Origin of the sequence: Rothia sp. HMSC069C01, from assembly GCF_001814655.1 — a bacterium.
Lineage (GTDB): Bacteria > Actinomycetota > Actinomycetes > Actinomycetales > Micrococcaceae > Rothia > Rothia dentocariosa.
Map to the genome: position 1 here is coordinate 172193 of NZ_KV817379.1, position 15513 is coordinate 187705.

The following is a 15513-nucleotide window of genomic DNA, read 5'->3' on the forward strand; positions in this document are numbered from 1 at the left end:
CTCAGCAACCCGCGAGCGGATGATTTTTAACGAATCATCTGCTCGCGTTTTGTGTAAGGCTTCGGCGAGTTTGAAAGACGACGAGCTAATTTTGTGCAGGCTTTAAATCTTTACTCAATACTTGGTGAGCTATCATCCATACTTGCGGAAAACTTTAAAGTATTTCAAGACCCTAAATCTCGTATACAAGATAGTGTGATGTATATTAAATACACTATTATTTTCTCCGGAAGAATAAATTAGACCCTAATTTTACCGCGCAAAATCAAGGATTTCACCAATATTTTAATAGTAAAACTTTATGGGTAAATATATTTTTAGTGCGAAATGTACAAAAATATTTTGAGTTGAAATACTTTCAAGATGCACTTTTTCAAAACGCCCTATATTCTATTTTTTGATGACGAGTTCAATCACAAATTCGCCATCACATATATTCACTCACACATAACTGAACATAGGACATTTCATGTCACTCATCGAACACCCTACGGTGAAGCGGACCCGCATGGCGGCGCTGAGCGTGGCGGGTATCGCATCCCTGATGGTAGGGCTCTGCGCACCGTCCGCTCACGCCGCACCCGCATCGCCGGTATCAACGAAGACCGGAGTTCCCGCATCCGCACAGGCTGAGGATATTCTGGCTGCCACCTCGGCACAGCAGCAGGAACAGGGTTATGACCGCTTTATCATCAACTATGCCGATCAGGCCAAGAATGACCTCAATATCGCGGGGCTGGAATCTGGCGAATACTCCGAGTTTGTGCCCGAACTCTACCAGGGCATCGAGAAGAGCGTAAATTCGCTTGACGAGCTCCTTGGCGTTAAAACCACCTATGTGCGTGATACCGCACAGAATGATTCGGTTATCTCCCTGTCAAAGCCTCTGAATGCGCAGCAGGCAAAACAGTATATGCAGACGCTCGCCGAGAACCCACAGGTGGACTCGGTCGAGCCCGATCTCAAACGCCAGCCCACCGGCAGCCTCCCCGGCTCGGATAAGGTCGATTTCAACGATCCTAAGATGTCACGCCTGTGGGGTTTCACCACTATCAAAGCCGATTATGCGCTGAAGCACGCAGGGGATCACCAGGTGACCGTTGCCGTGATCGATACCGGCGTTACCAAGCATTCAGATCTGGATGAGAATGTGCTGCCCGGCTACGATTTCGTCTCGGATGCATCCGCTGCGCGCGATGGCAACGGACGCGATAATAACCCGCAGGATGAAGGCGACTGGACCACTGAAGGGCAGTGCGGTTCTGGGGCAAAAGCCACCAATTCAACCTGGCACGGCACCCATGTTGCCGGGACTATAGCGGCCGTTGGCAACAACAATATCGGTATTGCCGGGGTAGCCCCGAAGGCCAAGATTGTGCCGGTGCGCGTCTTGGGTGCCTGCGGCGGCTACGATTCAGACATCATTGATGGGATGATCTGGGCATCCGGTGGGTCCGTGAGGGGTGTACCCGCGAACCAGCACCCCGCGCAGGTTATCAACATGTCTTTGGGCGGTGCCGGGAAATGCTCGCGCACCTACAACCGTGCCATCGAGTCCGTGAACAAGCGCGGCAGCATCATCGTAACCTCCGCCGGAAACTCAAATCAGAATGCTTCGGCTCAGATTCCCGGCAGCTGTGACGGCGTGATCAATGTGGGCGCAAGCAACCCTGGAAATTCACGTGCACCCTACTCTAACTACGGCTCGACCGTTGCCGTCAGCGCCCCCGGCGGCGATTTTAGGCAGTCGGGCGTGGGCGTTCTTTCGCTGGTGAACAAAGGCAAGACTGTTCCCGAAAAGGAAGATTACGCCGAATATGAGGGCACCTCAATGGCGGCTCCTCACGTTGCGGGCGCGATTGCCATCATGCGGTCAAAATACCCGAACCTGAGCTACGAGAAGGCTCTGGATATTCTGAAATCCACCGCTAACCCGATCACCTGCGATCGTGACTATTGCGGCGCCGGCATTATAGATGCGGCTAAGGCGATGGATAAGGTCGATGAGCTCGTAGAATCGGAGAAACGGCCGAGCCCTGCACCGACTCAGCCTGCTCCGTCCGAACCTTCTAAGCCTGAGCCTGCTCCGTCCGACAGCTCTACTCCGGCACCGGCTGAAACCTCAAAGCCCGCGCCTGCACCCACGCCTACCCCAACGCCTGCGCCGAGCAAGCCTGCACGCCCGATTGGACCCCCACCGTCGAAGCCTCTGCCCACGCTGCCTCCATATGAGGAACAGCTGCCGGTTCTGCCGATCAAGCCCAAACCTTCGCCGAAGCCTACCAAGCCCGCACCGGTTGAGACTCCTAAGCCGAGCCCGGCTCCCGTAAAAACCAAGAAACCCACGCCCGCACCTTCGGAGTCTTATAAGCCAGCGCCTCCTTCATGGTGGTACTGGTACGATTACCCGGGTCAAGGCTACTACTCCCCCAGCCCCTGGTACGATCCCTGGTCGGGATACGGTGCATGGAATCGCTGGGATTACGGATACGGTTCTTGGGGCGGTTGGGGATACCACCGCGGACACCGTGGAAGCTGGCACAACACCTCGTGGATGTACCGTTCAGGGCATCCGTGGTGGGCATCGTACCCCTACGGCTGGGGTAACAGCTACCGCGGCTACGGCTACTATAACGTAGGCTACCGCTACTAAAAGCCCCTGACGGATAACACATAAAAAGGCTCTTGATATACATCAAGAGCCTTTTTAGTAAGAAGTGGAATAGAGAAAATATGTGCAATTTTAAGTCTACATAAAATTTTACTTTATGTGTGATGCATGTCTATGATATAGGACATCATACAAATCTCATCCATGCTCAACACACGGGGTTTTTATTTGAGTAATTGATGAGGGCAATAACCGCATCGCGCCTGTCTGCTCTGCACAATATGTAGCGGCTATGAGGCATGATGCGGTGCTGCGCTGCTATGAGGCATAGTAGCCTCACAACCTTGAATATCTGGAGAACCCCATGAGTAAACACAGCCTTTTGCGGGCAAATATCCCTTTGAGACGCACAGTATTCGCGATAGGTGCGAACCAGCTGTCAGACGCTATGTCTTATATAAGTGTTCCCCTAATCATGCTGTTCCTCACCGGCTCCCCCGAAAACGCGAGTCTTGCCCTCTTTGCTACAGGTGTAACACGCATACTGGCGAGCTTCCTGACTGGAGTTATTGTCGACAGATATAAGCCCACATACACTCTTACGCTTTCATGCATGGGGCAGTGCATCACCTGGATAGTCCTAACCCTGTGTGTTCTCGCAAACGTCGGTTCTGTTCCAATTCTGATAGGCATCCTGTGCGTGATGGCACTGGCATCATCGTTCGATTACCCCAGCGAGCAGGCTATTATCGCACGGGTGGTGCCTACCAAACAGCTCGGGTACGCCTCTGGATTAGGAGAAACACGAGAATCTGCCGCGAACCTAATTGGCAGCCCGTTAGCGGGTCTACTCGCCTCCACTTCTTTGATTCTGACCGCTTGCGTGCACGCGTTTGTCAATTTCACAGCTTTTCTGGCGGCACCTAGTTCATCTACTGTTGTGCATGCCGAGCGTAAGCACCGGCAGGCAGGCAGTGAAACTACGGTGTCCGATACTGTCATCGATACACAATCTACCGGATTTTTTGCCGACCTCGCCCAAGGGCTCATGTATGTTGTGAAGAACCGTGTTCTTGTAGCGATCGCATCTGTAGCCTGCTGCGCGAACTTTGCCGCAACAGGACTGCCACTCGTCTTCATCTATTATTACGCGGAACAGGGTATTGCGGCCTACAGTATCGGTATTTTTGCCTGTGTTTTTGGTGCCGGAGTGCTCTTAGGGTCCCTAACAGTCGGGTGGATGACGGAGCGTTTCGCCTTAGGAACATTGGGTGTGCTGGCGGTCGGGATGATGGTCATATGCTACATGACAGCGGCGTTCACCCACGACTATTTTTGGATAACCTGTGCGCTGATGCTTATTTCGGGAGTGCCGCTTCCTGCCTTCAATTCCAGTATCGTCGCGTATATCAATGCTTCGACTCCGGTAGACATGATAGGACGTGTACATTCGGCGCAGGGCATCCCGAATATGCTTCTAGCTCCTGTGGCGGCATTGCTTGCTGGCATCATGTATGTGCAGTGGGGGATTTCCAGAACGGTTCTCTTTTACGGATCGTTTATGGTTTTGGCTTTGATCCTGATGCTCTCACAAAGAAGTCTTCGCACACTGCCTAAACTTTCGGAAATGGCCCCGGCTTCTGACTAAGTAATCTATGTTCCCCCTCCCTATAAAAGGCTCATTATTTGAATAATGAGCCTTTTATAGGGAGAGACCTACGCCGCAGGATGTTCTACAAAGAATGCGTGGCAAGCTCGCGTGAGCGCTCGTTTTGCTCCGTAGTCTGCGGAGGCGGTGCTGGCAGGAAAACCCACCGACGCTGTACCGCGAAACTGAGGGGAATCAAGGTCAGCTCGGTCAGGATCTTCGCCACGATGAGCACGACCCCGAAAGCGGTGAGAACCTCCATCAGCGCAGCATTTGCAAGCAAAATCCCCACCGCTAAAATCGCATAGCGCCCCAGGGACACCGCCCGCGAGGGGCGATCGGCACCGTCGTTCATGAGAATACGGTTAATACTGAAATTCGTCAGCGCCGAGATAATGCGCGCCAGCACAATCGCCGGGAGCAGAGCAAAACCCACGCCTACGAGGGCAAAGAGGGCGAGCGCATCCACGATAAACCCGGTCCAGGAGGATACTAAGAATCCCAACAGCGGCGCGTAGATTCGTGCGGAATCGCGGATCGGGCGGAAATGACTGCTCGGGTTCCCCGGCTCATATACTTTCACGATGGGCAACTCAATAAGCTCCACCCCGGCCCGGCTGGCACGAAGCAGCATTGAAAACTCGTATTCGTATTTATCGCCGCGCAGGCTGAGAGCCCAATCAATCATCTGTGTGGTAAACCCGCGAAGCCCAGTCTGGGTGTCGGCAATGCGAGTGCCCGTCGCCAGCGTGAAGAACCCGACGGTAAGCGCATTACCCAACCGGGAACGCAGAGGAACGGTGGGCTCGGTGAACTCGGCGCGAGTATCCGGCAGGGTGCGTACCCCCAGCACGAGGGCACGCGTACCAATGCTCGCCATTCGCTCGGTTTTAGCGCCCACTCGCAGAATATCGCGGGGTAAATGCTGCCCGTCAGCATCCGCCGTTACCACAATGTGATCGGGCCGATGCGCCCGTGCCCACGCCAACCCGGTGCGCAGGGCCGCGCCTTTTCCGCGGTTTGCAGGGTGGGCAATAATCGTGGCGCCCCGAATCGCCAACTCGGTAAAGATCGGCACGTAGGTGCTTCCCGAGCCGTCATCGACCACTAGGATTTCGGCGTGCGCATCCAATTCTATGATCTGCTGCGCCAGCCGCACGAGAGATTCATCCGGTTTATAGGCGGGTATCAGGACTATCATGATGCGCTCCCGGCGATGTACAGAATATCGCTGGTTCCGCGTTCTTTGGTGCCGCCCATTGGCTTATTGACTAGCTGGTTGTTGAAGACCATCACCGAAGATCCGCCGCCGTCTAGGTTATAGGCGCTTACGCATCCGAGTTCCTTGAACATATAGGCAAATTCGGGCATGGTAACTCCGCGCGAATACCCGTCGGAACGCCCATCGACCACGATAAATACGAGGTGGTTCTGCCCGAGCACGCCCACACCGGTACGCGGCTGGTTGCCTTGAATGGAGTGGTTGCCGAAGTTGGTATCGACCTCAACCTGATCAATGCCGCTGACAACCTCTGAGTCCCGCACGAGTGCCGGCCCGAAGGAAAGCGTATTCCAGACGCCTTCGTTGAGGAGCTGCTGCGCGTTCGTGCCGGTTTCGTCGTAGAGTTTGACGGAGCCGTCTTGATAGAACGCGAGCCCTTCACGGGCGCCGGAATCGCGGTATGCCACACCGTTGCGAATGACGATGCCGGTGTCACGGAACCCGTAGTAGTCACCGTTAATCGCCCAGATGCCGTTGTGCTGCGCGGCGATATTGGAGGGCGTATCGATAATGTTTTGCCCGAATTTGTTGTTGGCGAAGGCTCCGCGCAGCAGGGTCATGGCGTTGAGTTTGATCTCTGCGGCAAAGGAAACGACCGCATTATCGCCGCTTCCTTCGGTGGATTTGGTAATAGTAATAGAGCCTTCGCTGGCGCTCAGACCATCAGAGGTGACCTTAACGTTGGTGAGTTCGCTGGGATTTGAGGCACCGTCAGATGATGAATTATTATTCTTTGCTTGTTGTGATTTTTCATAGGCTACGGTGTCATCAATCTGCGTATGCTCGGCAAGATAACGATTATATGCCCAACCAGCACCAACACCTGCGACGGCAAGGGTGCCGAGGCCGCCTCCTAAGAGAACGCGCCTAGTTACTTTCTTTTTCTTGGGTTTCTGGGATGTTTCAGAAGCCTCTTCGACCTGTTCGACTGGCAGTGTTGCAGTAGTATTTTCGTTCTTCATGATTCTAGAATGCGTTGCATTTCTCGTTTTAAAACATGAAGAAGCTATGTTTTAGCTATGTATGAGTATTCATTTCCGGTGATCGTCTCACCATGCGCATATACTCCACACAGCTTGATGCTTTAGATGCCAGACCGTCTTCGTCCGATTTCTATTTCGCGGGTTATCGTGCATCGGGCGACTTAAATAACCGCAAAATGCACAATAACTCGCAATAAGCCTGCCGCCTCTGCGTGATACGCGCTTACGCACCGGTGAGGTTATCGAGGTGCCGCTTTGTGACGGAGTCGAAAAGATCAAGGCTCTGTGCGGAGCGTGCTATCAGCTGCGCGCCCTGCACCGTGCAAAATAAGGACTCCGCCTCTGCCTGCGAGTGCTCGGGATCGTACCCGGCATGCTCAAAACGCTCGGCGAGCCAGCGAATATTCTTAGTCTGAAAGTCTGCGGTGTTAATCTCGGCAGGCTCACGGTTTTCAGCCTGGGCGCGCAGGGGCACGAACGTGGCGTTGATATGCGTTCCCCGTTTCGCCGTCTTCTTGTCCTCTTCAGCATCGTGATCGGGTGCGCTCTGCTTTAAGGATTCCAGCGCCAACATTGAGCAGAGGCAAAGTTTATAGCCCTGTTCCAGGTTTGCACGGTAGGGCCTCATATAGACTTCGAGTTCTTCGCGGAGGCTGTGTGCCGCATCCACACCCTGGCGCAGCGTCTCAAAAAAGTCTGTGCTGTACTTTTCGAAGGCTGCACGCACGAGATCGGATTTCACAGGGAAATAGTAGTGAATGCTGGGTTTTTTGATGTTCATTTTGCGCGCTATATCTGCGTAGCTAAAAGCGTTGACGCCGTTCCTTTGGATATAGTCGGTGGCTATGCGCACAATATCATCTTTAGTTCCCATCATTCTCTCCTTATGTGATCGTTAAAATCCCCTCGACCGTTGGAGCGGGGGCTGCGATGCGAATTCGCCTTGTCATCACTGCGGTAACCGAGGACAATTCCCGCGAGTGCGATTTCATTGGCGGGAATATCCAGGTGGGCACGGACCTTATTCGGGTATTGTACATTTTCGTAGGTGACACTATCGTATCCATACCGCAGGATGCCCGCCAGCATCAGCAGATGCGCAAACAAGCCAACATGAAAACCCGTAGGCCGCTCAAGCACGCCCGCAGAGTATATAAAAAACCGGCCCAAGCCACCCTGCAGGGTGCTTAAGCCGGTTCACGTATGAGCGTAACGCTAGGGCTCTACCGCTACACCTCATCATCATATTTGGCATATTTCTCCGCGTATGCCGAGTAATCATCCTCATCATCATAGCGACGAGAAGATGATTCGGAGGATTTAGTGTTCTTAGCGTTGAGCTCGCGCTCAAGTGCACTGTAGTCGGTCTCGGGGCTGAAGTACTTCATCTCCCGAGCCTGCCGTGTTGCCTTAGCCTTCTGACGGCCGCGCCCCATGGCGTGACCCCCTCTTTCCTCATGTCCGCAGCCACCACACCCAAGGCGCGCATAACCCACGGATCGCTCTCTAGTCTTTCCTATGTTCTAGGGTACCTTGTTTTACCCCTCAATGTCTTGTTGATTGACAGATTCATGCTCAGAAAATCTATCGAATCTTCAGTTTCTTCGCCTGAACTCCGGCGAATTATGCATAAGGTTTGGGCTCCACCTCGCGCATTATACGCTGATGTGGAGCCCAAACCTTTGTAGGAGCCTTCTATAAGAGCCGCGCGTAGCAACCCATCTCTACAAGCCCGAGACTCAAAGATTTTATCCCCAAGTCCCTGGGAACAACCCGCACTAGCTGGCTGTAAAGCTACCTAGCTCGGTCGCACCGGATGCCAACGACGCTGCGTTGGAGTCCACAGCCGATGTTGTAGTGTACACCGTGTAACTCTGACCCTTGACGATCGATGAGCTAGAGACGAGAACCAACTGCACATTCGACTTGGTGACTTTATAGTTAGCCACCACCTTACCAGATGAATCCGCTACTTGAACCGTGGATCCTTGCTCAAATCCGGAACTATTGGTCAGTTTCAGGTAGCCGCTCGTCGAGTTGGTGGAGGGAGCCTCGAACATATCTGCCGTGCTGCCGCTGAGAACCGTGGCACCGTTGAGGAGCAAGTCGCCGTTGGTATCCAGCGCAGCGTTACCGCCTTGGCTGGGGCCGTTCACTATCAGCGTTCCTCCAGAAAGAGTTGTGACACCGTTCGAATCAATGCCATCGCCCTCAGCATTGACGGTAATATTACCGCCGCTCACGTTGATTGCAGCATCGATAACCTCAAAGGTTCCGCCACCACCACCGGGCATACCACCCTGCGGGGGCTGACCCGTCCCCTGCTGGCCGGTACCTGTAGTTCCATTCTGAGACGTGCCGTCCTGCGAGGTTCCAGACATCGCAGGAGGTTGTCCTTGCGGAGGCTGACCCGTCCCCTGCTGTTGTTGATTGGAGGTTCCGTTCTGCTGCCCACCCGGCAGGCTGCCCTGCTGCTGATTGGCAGTATCAGAGGTGTTCGCGGATGAATCCGTGCTCTCAGAATCGCTTGTCTTCAGCGAGGCATTCATGCCGTCATCCGCACTCGTGACGTTTACATCGCCGCCAGAGATGTTGATGTACTGTGCCTCAATGCCTTCATCGGACTGTTCAACCGTCAGGGAGCCCCCGGAAATTTCGACGACCCGAGAGGCTTTGAAACCGTCATCGCCCGCATTCACGGTTACGGTACCGTTGCTCAGGCGGGTCCAGCCCTTCCCCTCGTCGGTATCGTTAGTGGATTTGATGCCGTCCTGCTGCGCGGTCACGTTAATAGTGCCGCCTAGGATATCCACATAATCCTTGCCCTTGATACCGGTGTTCGCCGCATTGACCTCAAGAGTGCCGCTGGCAATCACAAGGCCGTCATTCGTGTGAATGCCGTCTTCGTGGTTGCCGTTCACCTTCAGGGTGCCTTCACCCGCGATCGTCAGGTCGGCCTTGGAATAGACCACGGCATCCGGATCATCTTCCCCCGTTGCGGTGTAGTCTGCACCGTCGCTTATCGTATTGGTGGTGCCAGATGCGCTGTAAAGAATAACCTCGTCAGCGTTTACCACGTTCAGCGCGGCACCGCTGGAATTCGTGATGTTTGCGTTATCGAGAACGAGCCGAACCGCGTCGCTGTCAGCGGTTTCAACCTTGATCTGCCCCTGGTATTCGCCGGAGAGTTTGTACGTGCCAGCCTTCGTGATGGTCAGCGTTCCGTCTTCAACGGTAACGCCGTCCGTTGCGGTGGGGTTTGACAGGTCAATCGCGGTTTCGGAGGAAGTGTCCCAGCTGAGATCCTGCTCCGAATAGTGAGTATCGACGTCGAGTTTTTCGCCGCTTTTCACGTTGGTCGAGAATGACGAGCTGCTGGTGGCAGTGTCGGTGGCGGTCGCCGAGGATGTTGTCGCTGTCGTACCGACTGAGCTATCCGCCGCCGTGCCAGAGGCGAGGGCGTTGCTCGTAGTTGAGCATCCGGTGAGCGCAAGTGCTGCGAGCAAAGTTACCGAGGTTGCCGAAGTCAGTATTTTTTTATTCATGGGGAAAGAATCACTTTCTATCTACACTGTTTGAGCAGTTTGTGAGTATTTTCAGGGTTTACATCCGAATTCTACGGGGTAACGGGTACCAGCCGCATCAAATTCACGGGTTCCTGCAGGCTCCTGATGTATGTGTCGTGTGATAGAAATTGGATTTTCTGATGCATATTTGTGGCGTGCACCGCCACCCGCGCCGGAGTTTTGTGTGATGGTTTTATCCTGCGCAGGCTAAAGGTTGGAATAGGATTCTCTCCTCTCGTTATGTTTTACAGATCAGGGGTTGATGCCGTGAAAGTTCCACGTTCAACGGCACCAGGTGCAAGGGTGGTGGTCTTCGGATCCACCAGCGTGGGTGCTAGGTAAAGAGTATATTCTTGACCCTTCACGATAGAGGGATTCGAGAAAAATACTTGTTTAACACCCGGAGTAATCACCCGGTAGTTTGCAACGACTTGTCCGTCAGAATCTACTGCCTGAACAGACTGCCCTTGTGGGAAAGTATCGTTATCTGCAATTCGCAGATACCCATTTGCGGAGTCGTCGATCGGGCGCTTGAAAAGCTCTACACCACCGCCGCCAAATGAGATCCTGGCGTCGTTACTTACAGTAATGTCACCATTTGGATCAATAGGGTCATTGGCATCGTCTTGAGGACCGTTGATTAGCAACTCGCCTCCTGTGTAGAACTCGTGTCCGTTCGAGTCCATGCCGTCGGCACCCACGTTGAGGGTTACATTTCCACCGGTCATGTTGATCACGGTATCAATAACCTCTGTGGTATCGCGGGCACCACCCAGGGCGACACTAGGGCTGGCATCCGGCTGATCGCTGTCTTCCTTCTGATCCTCATACTCTTGATCGTTAGGCAGCTGATCCTTGAGTGATGCATTCACGCCATCATTACTGCTGTTGATGAGCGTATCGCCGCCATGAATATTGACGTATTGCCCTTCAAGCCCTTCTTCAGACCCTTCGATGGTGAGCTTCCCGTCCAGAATCTCAAGGGTGCGCAGCGCCTTGATGCCGTCGTCACCAGCACGAAGAACAGTGTCACCGCCAGCCACGCGCGCCCATCCAAGGCCTTGTTTTTCGGTGTTGGTGGCTTTAATCGCGTCTTTTGCGGCTTCAATACGCAGGGTCCCGCCCTGAATATCCACGTAGTCCTTGCCTTTAAGCCCGGTCTTCGAAGAATTAACGTTGAGGGCACCGCCGGCAACAACCAGTCCTTTAGTGGTGTGCACCGTCTCGTCAAATTTACCGGCGACGTTCAGCGTTCCATCGCCCGCAAGGGTTAGGTTAGCGGTTGAATAGATCGTAGAGTCTGCCTCTTTTTTACCGTGGACCGCGTACTCGGGACCGTCGCTGAGGTTATTGGTGCTGCCCCGAGACGTGTAGATGACGGCTTCATCGACAGAGGCAACGTTGATAGCAGATCCGGTGTCGTTTGTGATGGTAACGCCATCAAGAATGAGCTGAACCTTATCTGTTGTGGGGACTTGAACCTTCACTTGCCCCGTATAGTCGCCAGACATACGGTAGGTTCCCCCCTTCGTAATCGTAATCGTGCCGTTTTGTTCGCTGACCCCATCGGTTGCAGTGGGATCTGCCAGATTGAGCGGAAGAACAGCATCCTGGTTCCAGGTCAAGTCTTCTTGCATAAAGTGAGTTTGCGCATTAATCTTTTCACCATTTTTGGTGTTCGAGGTGTATACGCCAGATTTAAGTTCCTTCCCTTGTTCCTGTGCGGTCACAGTGGTTTTGGAGTTATCAGGGTTCCCGCTAATCGCGCATCCGGCAAGTGCCAGCGATGCTGCAAAGGCGCATGTAAGAACAGATGTAAACCGGTTTTTGAACATCTCGAACGGAGTTCCTCGTCTGTAGGGATTAAGTGTATCGGTAAAGATTGCCTCAACCATCCTACGCGAGAGGGTGGGGTTTCCAGAATGCCCTAACACGGTGAGCCTCTGGAACACCCCACCCTATTCTTGTGCCGCATTCTAAGACGTTACCAGCTCAGGGTCTAGTTCTAAGCGGCAGGTTCAAGCTGCATCCAATGTTGAATCGTGCGCTTCCACTTGTTCGCCGGTAGCTGAGGATTCAACGCGGCCATACCCGTAGCAAACTTAGAAATTTTGACGGGTCGGATGCCAGCGCGCCACAGATACTTATCAGCGACCGAAGGTGCACTGCCGGATTTCGTTTCGATAATCACCGTACCGGGTGCAGTATATTCGGTACCGACCTGATACTTGGTTGGCCCTTCACCACCGTCTGCGGTGTACATGAGCGCACTTTCTGAAAGCGGAGTCCAAGTGAGCGAAGTATCAATCGTGAGGCGAGAATCCACCGGATTCTGCTCGGACTGGGGCAAATATACAGTCGTACGACGGTACCCGGTGCGGATAACCGGCTCCAGGTCATCTACAGACGCATCCGTCAGCTGCTCAAGTGCGGTAGCTACATATTCCTTGCCTTCTGCGGTGAGCATGTCACGGTTTTCGATAGAGTACGGAATACGTTCCTTGACCGTAAATTCACGAGCCCCTTCAGTCTTGACTTCCAAGAAGCTCAGGTCAGAATCCAGATAGCTGCGAGTACGTACCTTGAACCGGTTACGACTGCCGATGGCGGAAGCCTTATAGCTCACCAGGTCAGGGGTGTCGAAGTATACAGAGTCATAGGCGAATTCACGCTGACCGTCGATTTCTAGGACAGCCGCCTCGTCTGCGGGAAGTTCAGCTAGGATAGATGCCGCATAATCTGCGTCCACAATGTATTTGCGGTCTACACGGGTCTGCATAGCGGCCTTTTCGTTGAGTTCATCAAGGCTGATGCTCTGCCAATAGGTTGGCACGATAGACATGGTACTTTCCTCTCTGTACCCGCTTCGGTGAGAAGACGGAGTATTATCTACCGCAGGAGTGTGCGTAGATTCCAAAGTCTGTGCGTCACCACCCTGAAACGGGGTGTACGGCTGAGGTGTTTGGGGACTCATGGTAGGTCCTTTCAACGTATGAGTTTTTAGGTGTAGTTTTAGGCAATATCTGCGAGATGAAGCCTAGGAAGCGTAGTATTCGTAGTTCGCGTTAAGGTGTTCTTGGAGTTGGGGAAGCTCTTTGTAGGTGATGGTCACCTGTGTGGTGTCGTTGAGCAGGTCAAGCTCCAGGATCTTAGCGGAGACGACCTCGTACCCGAGACGTGATTCCAGATAGGCTTTTAGGGTTCCTTCGTCGCTGATAGCGCGATCCACCGTGACGGTTTGGGTGCGCGGCTGGTTTTTCGCTTCAAAGATCGGTGAATCCAGTAGTGCGATAATTCCGACCAGTACCACCATGAGGATGAAGGCGATATATGGCGGGTCAAGCCGCACGCCGGAGATTAGACCTAGGGCGAGAGATACGAAGTAGTACCCGACCTCACGCTGGCTTAGGGAGGTAGACCGCAGGCGGATAATGGAGAGAACGCCGAAGAGTCCTAGACCCATAGCGCCCGCGGTGCTTCCGGCATGTGCCAGGGCGACCGTTACGGTGAAAACACCGGCGTTGATAACCGCGTATGAAATCATGAGTTCACGGGTCTTATGACGAATCATGTACAGGGTGCAGAGTGTGCCAATTGCTACTAGGTCTGCCAGTCCCATCATCAAAATATCCATTGGACTCTCCGTTCCGTTTTGTGTGCCGTTATGTTCTTGTATTTCTAGGTTCGCGCCCGTTCCTGTGTTCTTCCTGTGTCTTTCTTAACTTGTAGTTATGTATTTCGTGCATATCTAAAAGTTCCCCAAGATTGCAGGGAATAAAGGATAAAGAACGAGACTCAGTACTGTCAAAATGTGGTGGCATGCTCATAAAAATGCAGAATTTGCATATACGAGGTGTGTAGCGCCTATCTAGGGGATGCGCAAAAAGGCACATTCTGACTTAGATCCGTCTCCTATGCAAATCCTGATTGGTACGCTTTTCGATCGTTATTACTGCCGTGCGGGGTCTTGCTACGGAGGGCACCTATTGGCAGCTTTTTGTGGAAACTCTCTTCCTAGATTTTGAGGTTTAAACAGCAAAATCCCCCGCTCCTCAATCATGAGGAACGAGGGATTCTATGTAGCCTCCGGCAGCTTCTAGAGCCGCCCCGAGGACTTGATCATCTAATCTTTAGGCACGCTTGCGCTTACGCAGAGCAGCTACGGTTGCACCGCCCACGCCCAGAGCAACCATACCCAGACCTGCTACGGTCAGAGCACCGTTTGCACCGGTGTTAGCCAGCTTGCCGTTGCTGTTCGAAGAAGCGTTATTGGAGCCGCCGTTGTTATCCGAGACGTAACCTGCACCGCCGTTACCGTTGGATGCGGTACCATGCTCGCCATTGCCGCCGTTGCTTTCGCAAGCCACGCCATCATGGTCGCTGTCGAGGTGCTCGGCATATGCAGCGTCGCTGCGCTGGATATCCTGCTTGCCTGCTGCACGAGCCTCATCACAGGTAGCAAACTGGTGAGCACCGTTAGCTGCCTCAGCATTAGTAGCTGCGGCGGGGGTGTTCACATCTGCACTCTGGTTAGCAGTCTCGGTCTTGTTGGAACCGTCAGAGTCGGATGCCTGCTTGGCAGTCTCGGCCTGGGTACCTTGCTCTTCGGTCTTATTCTGCACGTCGCCGGTGGCGCCCTGACCGCCCTGACCGCCTTCTTTCTTGTCACCCTGGTCGGTATTATCATTACCACCGCCGGGCAGAGAGGAAGAACTCTGGTCGTCTGCCTGCTGGTTGTTGTCGCCTGTCGCAACGACCTTGACAATTGCAGCCGTACCGCCGCGTTTCACGTCGCCCTCTTTGAGCGAACCGGTAAGCACGTTGATCTCAACCTCATCGCCAACCTTGAGGTCATCACGCCATGCGATAGAGCCAGAAACGTTACCGTTTTCGTCTGCCTCAACCTTAGTCGGAGCACCGCCACCATTGACCTTAATGGCCAGAACAGAGCCAGACTTACCGTCTGTAGTCTTGAAACCGGAACCCTGGAAGTTCAGCGGCTGACCTTCTTTCCATTCGCTGGGGAAAGAGATAACAGCACCATCGCTGTAGGAATGACCCGCATTGGTCGGGGTAGATACGGACTGCGGGACCGACTGATCTGCAAAGGCTGCCGGAATGGTAGTAAAACCGCCTACCAATCCGCAGCTCAGAGCTGCAACGGCACCGAAAGTAGCAATTTTTTTAGTTCTCATGCTTTATATGTTACTCCTTAATGACTATTTCTGGGTCAATATAATGTGGAATTTTAGAGTTTTAAAAATGAAAATAATAACGGTAAGAATTTTGATATTCGCACATTAGATTTCTACGCGTAACATTAAATATCATGTTTAACTTTGGAGTTTTGTAATGCTGTATGGACAGTTTCTTACACCCACCCCTAAGCTGCTATTGCAATGTTGCACCCTTCGGCGAACCCC

General features: G+C 53.2%; 12 protein-coding genes. 3 read left to right on the forward strand and 9 right to left on the reverse strand.

The genetic code is table 11. The features are described 5' to 3' along the window. Positions 1-469: 469 nt before the first annotated feature. Positions 470-2653, forward strand: coding sequence for a S8 family peptidase (locus HMPREF2981_RS01340; RefSeq protein ID WP_246825189.1), 2184 nt, complete (start codon positions 470-472; stop codon positions 2651-2653). Positions 2654-2975: 322 nt separating this feature from the next. Further along, complete coding sequence (locus HMPREF2981_RS01345) at positions 2976-4259, forward strand: MFS transporter (RefSeq protein ID WP_013397801.1); 1284 nt, start codon at positions 2976-2978, stop codon at positions 4257-4259. A gap of 85 nt (positions 4260-4344) precedes the next feature. Here HMPREF2981_RS01345 and HMPREF2981_RS01350 read toward each other — a convergent pair whose 3' ends face one another. The 3 genes from HMPREF2981_RS01350 to HMPREF2981_RS01360 form a co-directional block, all read right to left on the reverse strand. Beyond that, on the reverse strand, positions 4345-5460 hold the full coding sequence (locus HMPREF2981_RS01350) for a bifunctional glycosyltransferase family 2/GtrA family protein (protein ID WP_070660138.1): 1116 nt from the start codon (positions 5458-5460) through the stop codon (positions 4345-4347). Then, positions 5457-6503 carry a phosphodiester glycosidase family protein gene (locus HMPREF2981_RS01355; protein ID WP_070660141.1) on the reverse strand — a complete coding sequence of 349 codons (1047 nt, stop codon included), beginning with the start codon at positions 6501-6503 and terminating at the stop codon, positions 5457-5459. Before HMPREF2981_RS01355 ends, HMPREF2981_RS01350 begins: the two co-directional genes overlap by 4 nt. A gap of 244 nt (positions 6504-6747) precedes the next feature. Further along, entirely contained in the window at positions 6748-7398 is a 651-nt protein-coding gene (locus HMPREF2981_RS01360) for a TetR/AcrR family transcriptional regulator (RefSeq protein ID WP_246825190.1), read from the reverse strand. A 56-nt stretch (positions 7399-7454) separates the two neighbouring features. Between HMPREF2981_RS01360 and HMPREF2981_RS10735 the strand changes: the two genes are divergently transcribed. Further along, complete coding sequence (locus HMPREF2981_RS10735; protein ID WP_037231264.1) at positions 7455-7715, forward strand: hypothetical protein; 261 nt, start codon at positions 7455-7457, stop codon at positions 7713-7715. A gap of 38 nt (positions 7716-7753) precedes the next feature. Here the strand turns inward: HMPREF2981_RS10735 and HMPREF2981_RS01370 are convergent, their stop codons facing one another. The 6 genes from HMPREF2981_RS01370 to HMPREF2981_RS01395 form a co-directional block, all read right to left on the reverse strand. Then, on the reverse strand, positions 7754-7960 hold the full coding sequence (locus HMPREF2981_RS01370) for a DUF3073 domain-containing protein (protein ID WP_013397806.1): 207 nt from the start codon (positions 7958-7960) through the stop codon (positions 7754-7756). A 342-nt stretch (positions 7961-8302) separates the two neighbouring features. Beyond that, positions 8303-10069: a carbohydrate-binding domain-containing protein gene (locus tag HMPREF2981_RS01375; protein WP_070628193.1), complete on the reverse strand. Its 1767-nt coding sequence runs from the start codon at positions 10067-10069 to the stop codon at positions 8303-8305. Positions 10070-10335: 266 nt separating this feature from the next. Then, the gene (locus tag HMPREF2981_RS01380; RefSeq protein ID WP_246825191.1) at positions 10336-12042 is read right to left on the reverse strand and encodes a carbohydrate-binding domain-containing protein; all 1707 of its coding nucleotides are present in this window, start codon (positions 12040-12042) and stop codon (positions 10336-10338) included. A gap of 53 nt (positions 12043-12095) precedes the next feature. Beyond that, positions 12096-12932 (reverse strand): polyphosphate polymerase domain-containing protein, encoded by an 837-nt coding sequence (locus tag HMPREF2981_RS01385; protein WP_070660150.1) that lies wholly within the window; start codon positions 12930-12932, stop codon positions 12096-12098. A 195-nt stretch (positions 12933-13127) separates the two neighbouring features. Continuing rightward, positions 13128-13724: a DUF4956 domain-containing protein gene (locus tag HMPREF2981_RS01390; protein WP_004005538.1), complete on the reverse strand. Its 597-nt coding sequence runs from the start codon at positions 13722-13724 to the stop codon at positions 13128-13130. Positions 13725-14220: 496 nt separating this feature from the next. Further along, entirely contained in the window at positions 14221-15285 is a 1065-nt protein-coding gene (locus tag HMPREF2981_RS01395; RefSeq protein ID WP_070660154.1) for an excalibur calcium-binding domain-containing protein, read from the reverse strand. Positions 15286-15513: the final 228 nt, after the last annotated feature.